Here is a 15,807-nt window from a genome sequence, read left to right as displayed (position 1 = left end):
GGCGTGACGCGCAGAGCGTCAACTGTCCATTTTTGTTGACAGTATAAAATGTCTCAGAAAACTTACAATCAGATAACGGGCCGCGACGGCCCGGAGAGGCGGGCGATGGTTTTGGCCGGTCCTGAGGGGCATCCATTGACGACATCGCCGCGCCGGGCCTTCGCCCGGACGGACGATGCCGGGCGCTTGCGGGCGGCGGCGGAAGACGGGCCGGACCGGCGCACAGCCGTGCAGGCGCATTGGTTCGACCGGGTGCTGCGATGGCGCGACCGGCTGGTGGCAAGCCCACGCTTTCAGCGCTGGGCATCGAGCTTTCCGCCGACGCGCCGCATTGCCCGCCGGAATGCTGGCGCGCTGTTCGATCTCTGCGCGGGCTTTGTTTATTCACAGGTTTTGGCGGCCTGCGTGCGGCTGAAACTGTTCGACAGGCTCTGGGACGGTCCGCTGACGGCCGATGTGCTCGCGGGGCAATGCGACTTGCCGCCGGACGCCATGCGCCGTCTGTTGGCGGCGGCGGAGGCGCTGGGGCTGGTTGCCCAGCGCGCGGGTGGCCGCTATGGGCTCGCCATGCTCGGCGCGGCGCTGCACGGCAATCCCGGCATCGCCGCCATGGTCGAGCATCACGCCATGCTCTACGCCGACCTGCGCGACCCTGTGGCCCTGCTGCGCGGCGAGCATGAGCGCACCGAACTCTCCCGCTATTGGGGCTATGCCGCGAATGAATCGCCCGGCGGCCTCGATGATTCGCGCGTCGCGGGCTATACGGCGCTGATGTCGGCGTCGCAGGGCCTGATCGCCGACGACATCCTTTCCGCCTATGATTTCAGCCGCCATCGCTGCCTGCTCGATGTCGGCGGCGGCGACGGGGCGTTCCTGATCGCGGCCGCGGCGCGCGTGCCAGCGCTCCGGCTAAAACTGTTCGACCTGCCCGCCGTCGCCAAGTGCGCATCCGCCCGCTTCGCCGCCAGCGGCCTCGCCGGCCGGGCTGAAATCCACAGCGGCAGTTTCCTGTCCGATCCGCTGCCGGCGGGCGCCGATCTCATCACCCTCAACCGCATCCTGCTCGATCATGACGACGCGACCGTCCTCGCCCTGCTGCGCGCCGTTCGCCGCGCCATCCCGGAGGACGGCGTCCTGCTCGTCGCCGAAATCATGTCGGGCATTGGCGGCTCGCGCGCCGTCAGCGACGCCTATTTCGGATTCTATCTGCTGGCTATGGGTCGGGGCCGCCCGCGCAGCCTCGACGAAATCCGCGCGCTGCTCGGCCAAGCCGGCTTCGTCCGCATCCGCCCGCTCGCGACCCGGCGGCCGCTGCTCACAAATCTCGTTGCGGCGCGCCCAGGCTGAGACAAGGGGGGTGTGACAATTTGTATTGACAGTTTTGTGTGTCAAGTTAACCTTACACATACGCAAATTGATCGTTCGATCAGACGCGTGGGGGGCAGATGCAGAGCCTGGCCGTCATATTCGAGCAGCCCAACCAGATGGTTCTGGGCGAACTCGATCTGTCGCCGCCCAGCGACGGCGATATCGTCGTCGACATGGAGTGGACCGGCATCAGCACGGGCACCGAGCGGCTCTTGTGGAGCGGACGCATGCCTGCTTTCCCCGGCATGGGCTATCCGCTTGTCCCCGGCTATGAATCGGTCGGACGCATCATCGAGGCGGGGCCGAAATCGGGGCGCCGCGCGGGCGAGCGGGTCTTCGTGCCGGGCGCGAACTGCTACGGGCCGGTGCGCGGGCTGTTCGGTGGGGCGTCCTCGCGCGTTGTCGTCGATGGCGGCCGCGTCGTGCCGCTGGCCGATGAAATCGGCGAAAACGGAATTCTGCTGGCGCTGGCCGCAACGGCGCAGCACGCCATCGAAGCCGGGCGGCATGGCCTGCCCGATCTGATCGTCGGCCATGGCGTGCTCGGACGCCTGGTCGCGCGGCTCGCCCTGGCGGCGGGCGGCCATCCTGTCGTCTGGGAGACCAACGCGGCCCGGCGCGAGGGCGCGGTGAATTATCAGGTCATCGATCCGGCAAGTGACGAGCGCCGCGACTACCGGACCATCTGCGACGTCAGCGGCGACGGCGCGCTGCTCGACACGCTAATCGCGCGGCTGGCGCGCGGCGGTGAAATCGTGCTCGCCGGCTTCTACGAACAGCCTTTGTCCTTCGCCTTCCCGCCCGCCTTCATGCGCGAGGCGCGGCTTGCCGTTGCAGCCCAGTGGCAGCCGGCCGATCTCGTCCATGTCACGCGCCTGGCCGAGAGCGGTCGGCTGTCCCTCGACGGCCTGATTACCCACCGCTGCCTGGCGGCAGACGCACAGGGGGCCTACCGGACGGCCTTCGGCGATCCGGCCTGCTTGAAAATGATCCTCGATTGGAGACGCCCCTCATGACCACAATTTTCGACGTCACCCACCGCCGGGGCGGCGAGGATGCGCCGGAGGCTCATGAGCCGGCCGCCTCATCCTCGGAGGATGCCGACATCCGGCCCGCCAAGGAAACCCAGATCATCGCCATCTACGGCAAGGGCGGCATCGGCAAGAGTTTCACGCTCGCCAACCTCTCCTACATGATGGCGCAGCAGGGCAAGCGGGTCCTCCTCATCGGCTGCGACCCCAAGAGCGACACGACCTCCCTCCTTTTCGGCGGCCGCGCTTGCCCCACCATTATCGAGACCTCCTCGCGCAAAAAGCTGGAAGGCTCGCAGGTCGCCATCGGCGATGTCTGCTTCAAGCGCGACGGCGTCTTCGCCATGGAGCTGGGCGGCCCGGAAGTCGGGCGCGGCTGCGGCGGGCGCGGCATCATCCACGGCTTCGAACTGCTGGAAAAGCTCGGCTTCCACGAATGGGGCTTCGATTACGTGCTGCTCGATTTCCTCGGCGACGTGGTCTGCGGCGGCTTCGGCCTGCCGATCGCCCGCGACATGTGCCAGAAGGTCATCGTGGTCGGCTCGAACGACCTGCAATCGCTTTATGTCGCCAACAATGTCTGCTCGGCGGTCGACTACTTCCGCAAGATGGGCGGCAATGTCGGCGTCGCCGGCATGGTCATCAACAAGGATGACGGCACCGGCGAGGCGCAGGCGTTTTCCGCCGCGGTGGGCATCCCTGTGCTCGCCGCCATCCCGCAGCACGACGACATCCGCAAGAAGAGCGCCAATTACGAGATCATCGGCCGCCCTGGCACCGAATGGGCCTCGCTGTTCGAGGAACTCGGCACCAACGTCGCCGAAGCGCCGCCGGTGCGCCCCAAGCCCCTCAGCCAGGACGAGTTGCTCGGCCTGTTCAAGGGCGACGCGGTCGGGCGCGGCGTGGTGCTCCAGCCGGCGAGTTTTGAGGATATGTGCGGCGGCACGGTGGTGACCAAGCCGAGCCTCGAAGTCGTCTACGACACGGTTTGAGCCCGGAGCCGCCCCCTATGACATCCGCTTCCGACATCCTGCCCGAAACGCCCGAAGGCGCCGAGATCGTCTATGACGAGACTGCCGCCGTGGAGGTTCTGGGCGGCAGGCCGGAAGCCTCGGAGACCACCGTTTTGCAAGCATCCGGCGACGGCGTCGGCTGTCATGCGGGCCGGGCGGAAATGCGCAAGGCGGCGGAGTCGGCGGGTAATAGCGAAACCCTCACGCGCTATGCCGCCGACTATCCGATGGGGCCGCACGACCAGCCGCAAAGCATGTGCCCGGCCTTCGGCTCGCTCCGCGTCGGCCTTCGGATGCGGCGCACGGCGAGCGTGCTCTGCGGCTCGGCCTGCTGCGTCTATGGCCTGACCTTCACCTCACATTTCTACGGCGCCAAGCGGACGGTCGGCTACGTGCCCTTCAACTCCGAGACGCTGGTGACCGGCAAGCTGTTCGAGGATCTGCGCGAAGCCGTCTTCGGCCTCGCCGATCCGGAGCTTTACGACGCGATCGTCATCACCAACCTCTGCGTGCCGACCGCTTCCGGCGTGCCGCTGCGGCTGCTGCCGAACGAGATCAACGGCGTGCGGATCATCGGCATCGACGTGCCCGGCTTCGGCGTGCCGACCCATGCCGAGGCCAAGGACGTGCTCGCGGGCGCGATGCTGGCCTTTGCCCGCAATGAGGCCAGTCTCGGCCCGGTGGCCGCACCCCGCGGCGGCATCAGCGACAGGCCGACGGTAACGCTCGTCGGCGAGATGTTCCCGGCCGATCCGGTCGGCATCGGCATGATGCTGGAGCCGCTCGGCCTCGCCGCCGGCCCCGTCGTGCCGACGCGCGAATGGCGCGAATTGTACAGTGCGCTCGACTGCGCCGTGGTCGCCGCCATCCATCCGTTCTACACCGCCAGCTTCCGCGAATTCGAGGCGGCCGGGCGGCCCATCGTCGGCTCGGCCCCGGTCGGCGTCGACGGCACCGCTGCCTGGATCGATGCCATCAGCGCGGCCGCCGGTGTCGATGCCGCCAAGCGCGACGCGGCCAAGAACAGGTTCCTGCCCGCCATCGGTGCGGCGCTCGCCAAGATGCCGATCGCGGGCCGCATCACCCTCACCGGCTACGAGGGCTCCGAGCTGATCGTCGCGCGGCTGCTGATCGAGAGCGGTGCCGAGGTGCCCTATGTCGGCACGGCCTGCCCGCGCACCCAGTGGTCCGACGCCGACCGCGAATGGCTCGAGGCCAAGGGCGTGCACATCCAATACCGCGCCTCGCTGGAACAGGACCTCGCCGCACTCGCGGAGTTCAAGCCGGACCTTGCTATCGGCACCACCCCGGTCGTGCAGAAGGCCAAGGAGCAGGCGACCCCCGCGCTCTATTTCACCAACCTGATCTCCGCCCGTCCGCTGATGGGACCGGCCGGCGCGGGCTCGCTCGCCCAGGTCGTCAACGCCGCCATGGCGAACCGACACCGCTTCGCCGAGATGGACGCCTTCTTCGCCGGCACCGGCATCGGCGACAATGCCGGCATCTGGGAGGACACGCCAAAGCCGCAGACCAAATTCCGCGACAAGTACCAAAAGCGGATGGAAGCGCTCGCCAAGCAGCGCAAGGCCGAGGAGATGATCTGATGCTCGTCCTCGACCATGATCGCGCCGGCGGCTATTGGGGCTCGGTCTACGTCTTCACCGCCATCAAGGGGCTGCAGGTCATCATCGACGGCCCGGTGGGTTGCGAGAACCTGCCGGTCACCTCCGTCCTACACTACACCGACGCGCTACCGCCGCACGAGCTGCCGATCGTCGTCACCGGCCTCGGCGAGGAAGAGCTCGGCCAGCACGGCACCGAAGGCGCCATGCGCCGCGCCCACAAGACGCTCGACCCGCATCTGCCAAGCGTCGTCGTCACCGGCTCGATCGCGGAGATGATCGGCGGCGGCGTCACGCCGCCCGGCACCGGCATCCAGCGCTTCCTGCCGCGCACCATCGACGAGGACCAGTGGCAGAGCGCCGACCGCGCCATGTTCTGGCTCTGGAGCGAGTACGGCGCGAAAAAGATCCCGGCGCGCAAGCCCCGCAAGGACGGCGAAAAGCCCCGCGTCAACATCATCGGCCCGGCCTACGGGACCTTCAACATGCCGTCCGACCTCGCCGAAATCCGCCGCCTCGTCGAGGGCATCGGCGCCGAGGTGAACATGGTGTTCCCGCTCGGCAGCCACCTCGCCGACGTGCCGCGCCTCGTCGATGCCGACGCCAATATCTGCCTCTACCGCGAATTCGGCCGCGCGCTCTGCGAAGCGCTGGAGCGGCCCTACTGCCAAGCTCCCATCGGCCTGCATTCGACGACGAAATTCCTGCGCACCCTGGGCGAATTGCTTGGCATCGACCCCGAGCCGTTCATCGACAGGGAGAAGCACACCACCGTCAAGCCGCTCTGGGATCTCTGGCGGTCGGTGACGCAGGACTTTTTCTCAACCGCCAGCTTCGGCATCGTCGCCAACGAGACCTATGCGAGGGGCGTCCGGAATTTCCTCGAGACCGAGATGGGCCTCCCTTGCAGCTTCGCGGTTGCGCGGATCGCCGGCGGCAAGACCGACAACGCCGCCGTGCGCGCGAAAATCCACGAGACCAAGCCGCTGATCCTGTTCGGCAGCTACAATGAACGCATGTATGCGGCGGAGGCGGGCGGGCGCTCGATCTACATCCCCGCATCCTTCCCCGGCGCCATCATCCGCCGCCATACCGGCACGCCCTTCATGGGCTATTCCGGCGCCACCTATCTGGTGCAGGAGGTCTGCAACGCGCTGTTCGATGCGCTGTTCCACATCCTGCCGCTGGCCACCGACATGGACAAGGTCGAGGCCACCCCCGCCAAGCGCGAAAAGCAACTGCCCTGGCACGCCGACGCCCTCGCCGAGCTCGACCGGCTGGTCGAGGCCGAGCCGGTGCTGGTGCGCATCTCGGCGGCAAAGCGCCTGCGAGACGCCGCCGAGAGCGCGGCCAAGCTCGCGGGCGATGAAGAAGTCATGCCCGCCCATCTGAACCGTGCCGGACCGGCGGCGGCGAGGGCGGCGTAAGTCGCCGAGCGAACACGATAAAACTCGCCCGATCGAGTGGCGGGAGGGGAATTCAGGAGGAGGAGGACGCAGGCCATGTCACTGGCAGACCATCACGCCAACAGCTTGCAGCGCAAACGCCGGCGCCGGGAGGAGCGGGATTACCGCTGGGTCTTCTGGGCGGCGTTCCCCTTCTTCCTGGCGGTCACGCTGATCACCAGGCTGAACCCGTGGCACGCCAGACCGTCCGGGCACCGGCAATCGGTGTTCCGCGAGGCCTGGGTCGCGGCCAATTCGACCCTTCCGTTCGCCTTCATGCTGTAGGCGGCGCCTCTCTCGCCTGGTCGCTCCAGGTGAACGATACGGCGGGGAGAGCCTCGCCGCATCAGCCTCGCCGCGCAGGATCAGCGCGGTAACAGTCCGGGCCAATCATTGGAGAATGAGCCTATGGCTAATGGAAAAAGCCCCTATTCGGGGCTGACGGAAAATGAAGCGAAGGAGTTCCACGGCGTCTTCGTGACCAGCTTCATCATCTTCGTAATCGTCGCGATCATCGCGCACATCCTCGCCTGGATGTGGCGGCCCTGGATCCCGGGTCCGAACGGCTACGCGGAGCTGCATGACAATGTGACCGCGATCCTCTCGCTCATCTGCTGACCAGGGAAAGGAATTTTACGATGTGGAGAATCTGGCTTCTCTTCGATCCGCGCAGGACGTTGGTGGCGCTGTTCACCTTCCTGTTCGTCCTCGCGCTGATCATCCATTTCATCCTGCTCAGCACGACGCGGTTCAACTGGCTCGAAGGCGCGCCGGCGGTGCCGAAAGCGGCTTCGCTGACGATCACGCCGGACCTGCCGGGCGCCGACCGGATCGGCTAAGGCGGCATCCAAGCGCGAGGTGGACGCGGCGCTCACTACCGGGCGCCCGTCCGCAAAGATTTTCGTTGAATACGGCGCCGGGCTTTTTGCCGCGAGGATCGACCCATGGCCATGCTTAGCTTTGAAAAAAAATACCGAGTACGCGGAGGAACGCTCGTCGGCGGGGACCTGTTCGATTTTTGGGTCGGCCCGTTCTATGTCGGTTTCTTCGGCGTTACGACGATGTTCTTCTCGGTGCTCGGCACCGCGCTGATCCTTTACGGCGCGGCCATCGGGCCGACCTGGAACATCTGGCAGATTTCCATCGCGCCGCCTGACCTGAAATACGGGCTGGCGCTGGCGCCGCTGAAGGAAGGCGGGCTCTGGCAGATCATCACCGTCTGCGCCGTCGGCGCCTTCGTCTCATGGGCGCTGCGCGAGGTCGAGATCTGCCGCAAGCTCGGCATCGGCTATCATGTGCCCTTCGCCTTCGCCTTCGCGATCCTGGCCTATGTGTCGCTGGTCGTCGTCCGCCCGCTCCTGCTCGGCGCCTGGGGGCACGGCTTCCCCTACGGCATCATCAGCCATCTCGATTGGGTGTCGAACACCGGCTACCAATATCTGCATTTCCATTACAACCCGGCGCATATGATCGCCGTGACGTTCTTCTTCACCACCACGCTGGCGCTCGCCATGCATGGCGGGCTGGTGCTCTCGGCCGTCAATCCGCGCAAGGGCGAGGCGGTCAAGACACCCGACCACGAGAACGCCTTCTTCCGCGACACCATCGGCTATTCGATCGGTACGCTGGGCATCCACCGGCTCGGCCTCTTCCTTGCGATCAACGCATCGTTCTGGAGCGCGGTCTGCATCGTCATCAGCGGCCCGTTCTGGACCCGCGGCTGGCCGGAATGGTGGAACTGGTGGCTCAGCCTGCCGATCTGGTCCTAACGCTCGGGGATTATCATGGCCGAATATCAAAATATCTTCACCCGCGTGCAGGTCCGGACCATCCCGGAAATGGGCTCGCCCCGCGCGCCCGGCGACATCTTTGCCCGCACCGGCGAGCCTTTCTTCAACCGTTGGGCCGGCTGGGTCGGTGACGCGCAGGTCGGGCCGATCCATCTCGGCGTCTATGGCGTGATGTCGCTGATCTGCGGCTTCATCGCCATCGAGATCATCGGGCTCAACATGCTGGCCTCGGTGCATTGGGACCCGATCCAGTTCGTGCGGCAACTGCCCTGGCTGGCGCTGGAACCGCCGCCCGCCAAATACGGCATCAAGATCTTCCCGCCGCTGAACGAGGGCGGCTGGTGGCTGATGGCGGGGTTCTTCCTCACTTCATCGATCCTGCTGTGGTGGCTGAAGGTCTATAGCAACGCCCGCGCGCTCGGCATGGGCACGCATGTGGCCTGGGCCTTCGCCTCGGCGATCTTCCTCTATCTGTCGCTCGGCTTCATCCGGCCGCTCCTGATGGGAAGCTGGAGCGAGGCGGTGCCCTTCGGCATCTTCCCGCATCTGGACTGGACCGCCGCCTTCTCCATCCGCTACGGCAACCTGTTCTACAACCCGTTCCACATGCTCTCGATCGTCTTCCTCTACGGTTCCACGCTGCTCTTTGCCATGCACGGCGCGACCATCCTTGCCGTCGGCCAATATGGCGGCGAGCGTGAGATCGAGCAGATCGTCGACCGCGGCACCGCCTCGGAACGCGCGGCTTTGTTCTGGCGCTGGACCATGGGCTTCAACGCCTCGATGGAGTCCATTCACCGCTGGGCGTGGTGGTTCGCCGTGCTCTGCACGCTGACCGGCGGCATCGGCATCCTGCTCACCGGGACGGTGGTGGAGAATTGGTACCTCTGGGGCGTCAAGCACGGCTATGCGCCGAGCTACCCCGCGATCTATCCCCCGATCACCGACCCGGCCGTGTTGAATGGAGCCGCGCAATGAAGACAGCATTTAGAATCGCGGTCGCGCTCGGCGCCGTCTTTACGGTGTTCATGGTGATCGGTGTGTTCATCGCAGGCTGGGAGCGGCCGCCGATGGTCAGCAAACAGATCGGCTACCGCGGCCTCGGCATGGAGCAGATCACCAATCCGCGGCTGGCGGGTAAGACGCTCGCCTCCAACCAGGTGCCCGAGCTGATCGACCCGGCGCCTCCGGGCGGACGGCCGGCGCGCGAGGCCTATACCAATGTGCAGGTGCTCGGCGATCTGACCGAGGACCAGTTCAACCGCATCATGGTGGCGATCACCGCCTGGGTCTCGCCCGAGCAGGGCTGCGGCTATTGCCACAATCTGGAAAATCTGGCCGACGACGTGCCGCATAAGGTCGTCGCCCGCCGGATGTTCCAGATGACCAAGCACCTCAACCAGGACTGGACCACCCACGTCGCCCAGACCGGGGTCACCTGCTACACCTGCCATCGGGGCAAGCCGCTGCCCGCGGGGATCTGGTTCCCCGGCGACCGCGACGGGCCCGCCAAGGGCATGGCCGGTTATGATGGCGGCCAGAACCATCCGTCTCCTGCCGCTGCCCTCGCCTCGCTGCCCCTCGATCCGTTCACCGGCGTGCTTGACGGCACCGGCGAGGCCCGCGTCGTCGGCAAGACGGCGCTGCCCACGGGCAAGGGCATCGGCGCGTCGATCCAGAAGACGGAGCATACCTACGCGCTGATGATGCACATATCGAACGCGCTTGGCGTGAACTGCACCTATTGCCACAACAGCCGGGCCTTCCTGGCTTGGGACCAGAGCGTGCCGACCCGCGCGACCGCCTTTTACGGCATCCGCATGGTTCGTTATCTGAACAACAACTTCCTCACGCCGCTGCGGCCGGCCTATGAGCCGGCCCGGCTCGGACCGCAGGGGCAGGCGCCGCAATTGAACTGCGTCACCTGTCATCACGGCCAGCCAAAGCCGCTCGGGGGCGCGCAGATGCTGAAGGATTATCCCGAGCTGAACGCCGCAATCCTTACGCCGGTGCCAGGGGCGGGACCCGCGCCGGCGCCTGCCTCGCAATAGCGGGCGGGCCAGCACCGCCGCTGGGGCCAGCGGCGGTGCTGGTGATCGGTCAGGATGATTTGGCGGATTTGTCCCGGCCCGCCAGCCGGAGCGCCAGCAGCAAAGCCGCCAGCGCCGCAGCGATTGCGGCAAAGGCGCCGATGCTCGGCGGATGCGAGACGACTTCAGCCCAGCGGGGCTTGACGATTTCGCCGGTGTTGAACGCCTCGCCGCTATAGCGGCACAGGATCAGCGACGCGCCGTCACGCAGCATCTCCATGTCGATCTCCGCGACCAGAGCCTGGACGGCGCCGCTTGCGCGCGGCATCTCCCGCATGTGCAGCAGCAGCGCCTGCGTCGCCGCCAGATAGGCGTGGGCGCACTCGTTGAACGGGCTTTCCTCGTCGGCGACGCTGCCCGGCGCCAGGCCCCAGAGGCAATAGCTATATTGGATATTGGCAAAATTGCGCAGGCGCCGGAAGCGGTCGTCGGTGGGGGCCTGCCGGTCCGCGAGATTGAGGATCGCCGACCTGTAGCGCGCGATCACCGCCATTTGCCCATGCACGAGATTGGGGATGGGAAGCCCGGTCGCATATGCCGGCGCGCGGCTGGGATGGTGGGCCCTCGCCGGTGAGGAGGCCAGCAACGGCACGAGTGCGAGGGCCGCGAGAATGGCTCTGCCTGTTTCCATGTGCCTGCCGGCCGCTTGATCCTGAACGCCTTATCGGGCCTCGCCCTTATGTCCATAATGAGTCAGCCGGCAGAATAGGCAAGCGGCAATCAGCCCTGGTCAAGGATTGGAGCCCACTGCATTTTCAGTGTTTATCGCATGATAAACAAGCGCGACAAACCGTTGCCGATCCCGCGCCGCGCCATCCTTCCTGGTCACGGAAATCCGCCCTCGTCACACATTCCGACATTCGAAACAGGCCAGAATCATCATGTTTCGTTGACATGATCGAAAATCGGCCTGATTATCTAACGATAAATAAAGCATGCTGGTGCTCCGGAACGGTGGCTATCGGCGAACCGATCCGCCCGGCGCACGCCCAAAAATAAACAGCGATCCGGCATTCGCCGGCGAGCAATGGGGAGACGACGACCATGGCGACCAGACGGAACGTGCTCGCGCTCGCGGCCGCATTCACTGCCCTCAGCCTTTCCAGTTTCACCGCGCCGCGCGCCCAGGCCGATCCCGTCAAGATCCGCATCGGCTGGTCCACCATGCCGGGCCACATGATCCCGGTGCTCTACAGCAAGCCGGAAATCCTGAAGCATTACGGCAAGAGCTACACCGTCGAGCCGATCCGCTTCCGGGGCTCCTCGCCGCAAATCACCGCCATGGCCGCGAACGAGATCGACATGGCGGCCTTCAGCCCGCTGGTGCTGGCCCTCGCGGTCAACAACGCCCGGCTCGACGTCAAGGCGGTGGCCGACATCATCCAGGACGGCGTCGGCGAGTATCACAGCGAGACCTTCCTGGTGCGCGCCGATAGCGGCATCACCAAAGTCGAGGACATGAAGGGCAAGCGGATTGGCACCAACGCCATAGGCTCGGCCTCCGACACTGCCATCCGCGCCATGTTCCGCAACAAGAAGATGCAGGACAAGCGCGATTTCACCATGGTGGAGGTCGCCTTCCCGAACATCCCGGCCATGCTCGACGAGCGCAAGATCGACATGGGCACCGTGTTGCAGCCGATGTCGGACCAGTTGCTGGCGACCGGCAAATACAAGACGCTGTTCACCGCCAAGGAGGCGATGGGCCCGTCTCAGCTCGTCTTCCTCGCTGCCAACGGCAAATTCCTGAAGGACAACAAGACCGCGCTGATGGACTTCTTCGAGGACCATGTGCGCGCCGTGCGCTGGTTCACAGATCGGGCCAACCGGACCGAGGCTGTGAAGATCGTCGCCGACTTCATGCAGCAATCGCCCGACACGCTGCCGCATCTGTTCACCAAGAACGACTATTTCCGCGATCCTTACATGTTCCCGAACGTCAAGACGCTGCAGGACTCGATCGACGTCGCGGTCGAGCTGGCGCTGGCGCCGAAGGGCCTCAAGGTCGACCCCGATTACGTCGATCTCTCCTTCGTGCAGGAAGCCAAGAAGCGCATCGAGGCGAGCCCGAAATGATGATGGCCGCCAAAGCTCACCATATCGCCCAGGCCGCCAGCAGCATCTCGATCCACGACGTCTCGCACAGCTATGGCGGGCGCGGCGGCGGGCAGGTGATGCTGGCGCTCGACCGCATCAATCTCGATGTCGGCGACTGCGAATTCCATTGCCTGCTCGGCCCGTCCGGCTGCGGCAAGAGCACGCTGCTCTATCTGATCGGCGGCTTCATTCCGGTGCAGGCCGGCGTGATCGCCACGGCGAAGGGGCCGGTCAGCGGCCCCGGCCCGGACCGCAGCATCGTGTTCCAGAATTTTGCCCTCTTCCCCTGGAAGACGGTGAAGGACAACGTGCTCTACGGCCTGAAGAAAGCCGGTTTCGACGCGGGCGAGCGTGAGAAGCGCGCGCAGGACTATATCGACCTCGTGCATCTCACCGGGTTCGAGAACGCCTATCCCTCGCAGCTCTCCGGCGGCATGCAGCAGCGCGCCGCCATTGCCCGCACGCTCGCCGTCGATCCCGGCATCCTGCTGATGGACGAGCCTTTCGGCGCGCTCGACGCCCAGACCCGCCGCGTCATGCAGGAGGAGCTGCGGGCGATCTGGCGGCGCTCCCGCAAGACGGTGGTGTTCGTCACGCATGATGTGCATGAGGCTGTGTTCCTCGCCGACCGCATTTCGATCATGAGCGCACGGCCGGGCCGCATCGAGCATGTCATCGACGTCGATCTGCCAAAAGATCGCGGCGAGGAAATTTTGGAGGATCCGCGATTCATCCAGTTCAGCGAGCGGATATGGCGGCTGGTGCGTGAGCAGGCCGTCGCGGCGACCCGGGGGGCGCATTGATGGCGGATGCGGTTATCGCGCGGCACGAGACGGGCGGCGCCGGCGGCGGCGTCCATGCGGTGGTGAACACGGTGGTGCGCTTTTCGCCGCTGCTCCTGCTCTGCGCGCTCTGGGAATTCCTCGGCCTGTCAGGGCTGGTGTCGCAGCAAATGCTGCCGGGGCTCGGCGAGATCGCGCAAGCCTTCTTCCGCATGCTGTTCGAGGGCAATCTGCTCTACAACACCATGCGCTCGATCAGCCGCGCCGCGGCAGGGCTCGGCAGTGCGGTGATCGTCGGGATTCTGACTGGCCTGCTGATGGCGTCGTTCCGCCCGGTGCGCCTGCTGGTCAATCCGATCGTGCAGATCTTCTACCCGATGCCGAAATCCGCGCTGATCCCGGTGGTGATGATCTGGCTCGGCCTCGGCGACAGCTCGAAAATCCTGCTCATTTTCCTCGGCTGCCTGCTGCCGGTGATCGTCGGCACCTATAATGGCGCGCGGGGCGTCAACCCGTTCCTCCTATGGTCCGCCGCGAGTCTGGGCGCATCGCGCTCCGCCGTGCTGCGGGAAGTCGTGCTGCCGGCTGCGATGCCGGACATTTTGAGCGGCTGCCGGTCCGCGCTCGCCTTTTCCTTCATCCTGATGGTGAGTTCCGAATTCGTCATCGCGACCGACGGCGTCGGCTACATGATCTCCTCGCTCGGCGATGGCGGGCTCTATCCCGCGATGTTCGCGGCGATCTTCTTCGTTGCCGCCATCGGTTTCGCGGCCGACCGCGCCTATGCGGCTCTCGTCCGCCGGGTGCTGCGCTGGAGGGAGGCATGAGCGATATGGCCCAGGCGAGACCGCTTGCGGACGCAGTCAAACCTGGCGCGCCCCGGCAGCCTTGGACGATTTCGGCCAAGCTCGTCGATACGGCCGTGCAGGTCGCCGTCATCCTGGCGCTGGCCGCGGCCTGGGAATTCGGCGCACGTTACGGCGCCATCAATCCGTTCCTGCTGCCGCCTCTCAGCGTGGTGCTCGAGCGGCTTTGGAGCGACCTGATCTCGGGCGTCGTCCCGGTCGATCTCGGGCTGACGCTCTACCGCGCGCTGACCGGCTTCCTGATCGGCGCGGCGCTCGGCATCACCATCGGCATCCTGATGGCGCGCTCCGCGCTGGTGCGCTGGTTCTTCGACCCGCTGATCTCAATCGGCTTCCCGATGCCCAAGATCGCCTTCCTGCCGATCTTCATCCTCTGGTTCGACATTTACGACACCTCGAAAATCATCATGGTGGCGTTCTCCTGCTTCTACCCCATCGTCTCGGCGACTTACGCTGGCACCTCCGGCCTCGACAAATGGCCGATCTGGTCGGCACGCTCCTTCGGCGCCAGGGAGCGGGATCTGCTGTGGGAGGTCTATCTGCCGATGGCGATGCCGCAGATCCTTACCGGACTTCAGGTGGCGCTGCCGGTCGGCATGATCACGACCATCGTCACGGAAATGCTGATGGGCGGACGCGGCATCGGCGGCACGATGATCACGGCCGGGCGCTTTGCTGATTCGGTCGGCGTGTTCGCCGGGATCTTGGAGATCATCATCCTCGGGTTCGTCGTGGTGAAGGGGCTTGAAATGATCCGGCGGCGGTTGCTGGTGTGGCATCCGGAGAGTCAGAGATGAGGGGTGAACTCCACCACACCCGCAGACGAAATCCCCGCGAAAGCGGAGACCCAGTAAAGGACAAACTCGAACTGTGGCTTCTGCCTAGGCTGCGGCGTACTGGATCTCCGCCTGCGCGGGGATTACGAAGAAGGATGCGTTTAAACTGAGCGGGCTCCAGAGATTAGCGATGCGCATGACCGGGCGGGACGGGATCGCCATTCCCTATGGCGTCGAGCAGTGGCCGCTCGAGCGTCTTGCCGACGTCCGGGCAAAGCGCTTGGCCGGGCTGCCTCTCGCCGCGGCCCGCCCCGGCGCGATGCTCCGCATCAACGGCGATGCGCTCGACTTGCCCCCGCCGGTCCCATCCGAAGCCAACATGCCGATGACCATGCGCATTGCGGCCCATCTCAAGCGGCTCTGCGGCGGCTGGAACGTGAATGCCGCCCGCTTCATCGACCGCTATTTCGCCTTCCTCGATCACCAGATCGCCCATCACCGCGCTGAACTCGACGCGCGCCTCAAGCCATTCGACGGCCTTTTCCGCGCCGAGGATTTCATTTATTCGGCGCCGCTGCCCTTGCCGCACGCTTTGTTGGCAGCCCCTGACTTCGTGAAGGCCGACTTCGCCTTCTGGCTTGGCGACCGGATGGTCGCCGTCTTGCTCGCGCCGTCTCCGCTCACGCCCATAGCCGCACGCCGCCGCAAGGAACGGCTGACCGCCGCCGGGATAGCGCTGACCGAATGCACGGCGGCCGATCTCAACGACCCCAATTTCGCATGGTTCGCCGCTACGCTCGGCCCCGAGGCAAGCCGCTTCTGGCAGGGCGAGGCCCTGCCGGCCGCGCCATCAGCATCACCGCTTCCCGATTTCTGAGGCGCTGGAATTTCGAACATTTGGCTGTTGATTGAAAAGACGCACCGCAC

General features: G+C 65.7%; 17 protein-coding genes. 16 read left to right on the top strand and 1 reads right to left on the bottom strand.

The window, feature by feature from the left end:
* Positions 1-228 precede the first annotated feature (228 nt).
* From BLEFHOIH_RS20575 to pufC, 11 genes are all read left to right on the top strand, one after another.
* Positions 229-1,347, top strand: a complete 1,119-nt coding sequence (locus BLEFHOIH_RS20575; protein ID WP_245297122.1) for an acetylserotonin O-methyltransferase — start codon at positions 229-231, stop codon at positions 1,345-1,347.
* Positions 1,348-1,445: 98 nt separating this feature from the next.
* Positions 1,446-2,384, top strand: a complete 939-nt coding sequence (bchC, locus tag BLEFHOIH_RS20570) for a chlorophyll synthesis pathway protein BchC (RefSeq protein ID WP_088347910.1) — start codon at positions 1,446-1,448, stop codon at positions 2,382-2,384.
* Positions 2,381-3,391: a chlorophyllide a reductase iron protein subunit X gene (locus BLEFHOIH_RS20565; protein ID WP_088347909.1), complete on the top strand. Its 1,011-nt coding sequence runs from the start codon at positions 2,381-2,383 to the stop codon at positions 3,389-3,391. The genes bchC and BLEFHOIH_RS20565 overlap by 4 nt, the downstream gene beginning before the upstream one ends.
* Positions 3,392-3,408: 17 nt before the next feature.
* Positions 3,409-5,016: a chlorophyllide a reductase subunit Y gene (gene bchY / locus BLEFHOIH_RS20560; RefSeq protein ID WP_088347908.1), complete on the top strand. Its 1,608-nt coding sequence runs from the start codon at positions 3,409-3,411 to the stop codon at positions 5,014-5,016.
* Positions 5,016-6,461 (top strand): chlorophyllide a reductase subunit Z, encoded by a 1,446-nt coding sequence (bchZ, locus tag BLEFHOIH_RS20555; RefSeq protein ID WP_088347907.1) that lies wholly within the window; start codon positions 5,016-5,018, stop codon positions 6,459-6,461. The genes bchY and bchZ overlap by 1 nt, the downstream gene beginning before the upstream one ends.
* Before the next feature lie 75 nt (positions 6,462-6,536).
* Complete coding sequence (locus BLEFHOIH_RS20550) at positions 6,537-6,764, top strand: hypothetical protein (RefSeq protein WP_088347906.1); 228 nt, start codon at positions 6,537-6,539, stop codon at positions 6,762-6,764.
* A 123-nt stretch (positions 6,765-6,887) separates the two neighbouring features.
* A complete protein-coding gene (gene pufB, locus BLEFHOIH_RS20545) occupies positions 6,888-7,097 on the top strand; it encodes a light-harvesting antenna LH1, beta subunit (RefSeq protein ID WP_088347905.1) in 210 nt (69 codons plus the stop codon).
* Positions 7,098-7,117: 20 nt separating this feature from the next.
* Entirely contained in the window at positions 7,118-7,318 is a 201-nt protein-coding gene (gene pufA / locus BLEFHOIH_RS20540) for a light-harvesting antenna LH1, alpha subunit (RefSeq protein ID WP_088347904.1), read from the top strand.
* Between the two features lie 105 nt (positions 7,319-7,423).
* Positions 7,424-8,248, top strand: a complete 825-nt coding sequence (gene pufL / locus BLEFHOIH_RS20535; protein ID WP_088347903.1) for a photosynthetic reaction center subunit L — start codon at positions 7,424-7,426, stop codon at positions 8,246-8,248.
* A 15-nt stretch (positions 8,249-8,263) separates the two neighbouring features.
* Entirely contained in the window at positions 8,264-9,247 is a 984-nt protein-coding gene (gene pufM / locus BLEFHOIH_RS20530) for a photosynthetic reaction center subunit M (RefSeq protein ID WP_088347902.1), read from the top strand.
* Positions 9,244-10,320 (top strand): photosynthetic reaction center cytochrome PufC, encoded by a 1,077-nt coding sequence (gene pufC / locus BLEFHOIH_RS20525; RefSeq protein ID WP_088347901.1) that lies wholly within the window; start codon positions 9,244-9,246, stop codon positions 10,318-10,320. The genes pufM and pufC overlap by 4 nt, the downstream gene beginning before the upstream one ends.
* Before the next feature lie 49 nt (positions 10,321-10,369).
* On the opposite strand, the gene BLEFHOIH_RS20520 is transcribed toward pufC, so the two are convergent.
* Entirely contained in the window at positions 10,370-10,990 is a 621-nt protein-coding gene (locus tag BLEFHOIH_RS20520) for a hypothetical protein (RefSeq protein WP_088347900.1), read from the bottom strand.
* A gap of 413 nt (positions 10,991-11,403) precedes the next feature.
* On the opposite strand from BLEFHOIH_RS20520, the gene BLEFHOIH_RS20515 reads away from it, so the two are divergent.
* The 5 genes from BLEFHOIH_RS20515 (at position 11,404) to BLEFHOIH_RS20495 (ending at position 15,757) form a co-directional block, all read left to right on the top strand.
* Positions 11,404-12,435: an ABC transporter substrate-binding protein gene (locus tag BLEFHOIH_RS20515; protein ID WP_088347899.1), complete on the top strand. Its 1,032-nt coding sequence runs from the start codon at positions 11,404-11,406 to the stop codon at positions 12,433-12,435.
* Positions 12,432-13,259 carry an ABC transporter ATP-binding protein gene (locus BLEFHOIH_RS20510; RefSeq protein WP_210191643.1) on the top strand — a complete coding sequence of 276 codons (828 nt, stop codon included), beginning with the start codon at positions 12,432-12,434 and terminating at the stop codon, positions 13,257-13,259. The genes BLEFHOIH_RS20515 and BLEFHOIH_RS20510 overlap by 4 nt, the downstream gene beginning before the upstream one ends.
* On the top strand, positions 13,259-14,065 hold the full coding sequence (locus BLEFHOIH_RS20505) for an ABC transporter permease (RefSeq protein ID WP_088347897.1): 807 nt from the start codon (positions 13,259-13,261) through the stop codon (positions 14,063-14,065). Before BLEFHOIH_RS20510 ends, BLEFHOIH_RS20505 begins: the two co-directional genes overlap by 1 nt.
* Positions 14,062-14,901 (top strand): ABC transporter permease, encoded by an 840-nt coding sequence (locus BLEFHOIH_RS20500; protein WP_088347896.1) that lies wholly within the window; start codon positions 14,062-14,064, stop codon positions 14,899-14,901. Before BLEFHOIH_RS20505 ends, BLEFHOIH_RS20500 begins: the two co-directional genes overlap by 4 nt.
* A 175-nt stretch (positions 14,902-15,076) precedes the next feature.
* On the top strand, positions 15,077-15,757 hold the full coding sequence (locus tag BLEFHOIH_RS20495) for a hypothetical protein (RefSeq protein ID WP_125461836.1): 681 nt from the start codon (positions 15,077-15,079) through the stop codon (positions 15,755-15,757).
* Positions 15,758-15,807 lie beyond the last annotated feature (50 nt).

The sequence above is a fragment of the Rhodomicrobium sp. R_RK_3 genome, from assembly GCF_002198715.1.
Taxonomy (GTDB): Bacteria; Pseudomonadota; Alphaproteobacteria; order Rhizobiales; family Rhodomicrobiaceae; genus R-RK-3.
The sequence above is the reverse complement of the archived record's forward strand: the minus strand, read 5'-3'. Positions and strand labels throughout refer to the sequence as shown.

Coding starts and splice junctions, on each gene's coding strand:
- bchC (WP_088347910.1), top strand. CDS start 1,446: ATGCAGAGCCTGGCCGTCATATTCGAGCAGCCCAACCAGATGGTTCTG.
- BLEFHOIH_RS20565 (WP_088347909.1), top strand. CDS start 2,381: ATGACCACAATTTTCGACGTCACCCACCGCCGGGGCGGCGAGGATGCG.
- bchY (WP_088347908.1), top strand. CDS start 3,409: ATGACATCCGCTTCCGACATCCTGCCCGAAACGCCCGAAGGCGCCGAG.
- bchZ (WP_088347907.1), top strand. CDS start 5,016: ATGCTCGTCCTCGACCATGATCGCGCCGGCGGCTATTGGGGCTCGGTC.
- BLEFHOIH_RS20550 (WP_088347906.1), top strand. CDS start 6,537: ATGTCACTGGCAGACCATCACGCCAACAGCTTGCAGCGCAAACGCCGG.
- pufB (WP_088347905.1), top strand. CDS start 6,888: ATGGCTAATGGAAAAAGCCCCTATTCGGGGCTGACGGAAAATGAAGCG.
- pufA (WP_088347904.1), top strand. CDS start 7,118: ATGTGGAGAATCTGGCTTCTCTTCGATCCGCGCAGGACGTTGGTGGCG.
- pufL (WP_088347903.1), top strand. CDS start 7,424: ATGGCCATGCTTAGCTTTGAAAAAAAATACCGAGTACGCGGAGGAACG.
- pufM (WP_088347902.1), top strand. CDS start 8,264: ATGGCCGAATATCAAAATATCTTCACCCGCGTGCAGGTCCGGACCATC.
- pufC (WP_088347901.1), top strand. CDS start 9,244: ATGAAGACAGCATTTAGAATCGCGGTCGCGCTCGGCGCCGTCTTTACG.
- BLEFHOIH_RS20520 (WP_088347900.1), bottom strand. CDS start 10,990: ATGGAAACAGGCAGAGCCATTCTCGCGGCCCTCGCACTCGTGCCGTTG.
- BLEFHOIH_RS20515 (WP_088347899.1), top strand. CDS start 11,404: ATGGCGACCAGACGGAACGTGCTCGCGCTCGCGGCCGCATTCACTGCC.
- BLEFHOIH_RS20510 (WP_210191643.1), top strand. CDS start 12,432: ATGATGATGGCCGCCAAAGCTCACCATATCGCCCAGGCCGCCAGCAGC.
- BLEFHOIH_RS20505 (WP_088347897.1), top strand. CDS start 13,259: ATGGCGGATGCGGTTATCGCGCGGCACGAGACGGGCGGCGCCGGCGGC.
- BLEFHOIH_RS20500 (WP_088347896.1), top strand. CDS start 14,062: ATGAGCGATATGGCCCAGGCGAGACCGCTTGCGGACGCAGTCAAACCT.
- BLEFHOIH_RS20495 (WP_125461836.1), top strand. CDS start 15,077: ATGACCGGGCGGGACGGGATCGCCATTCCCTATGGCGTCGAGCAGTGG.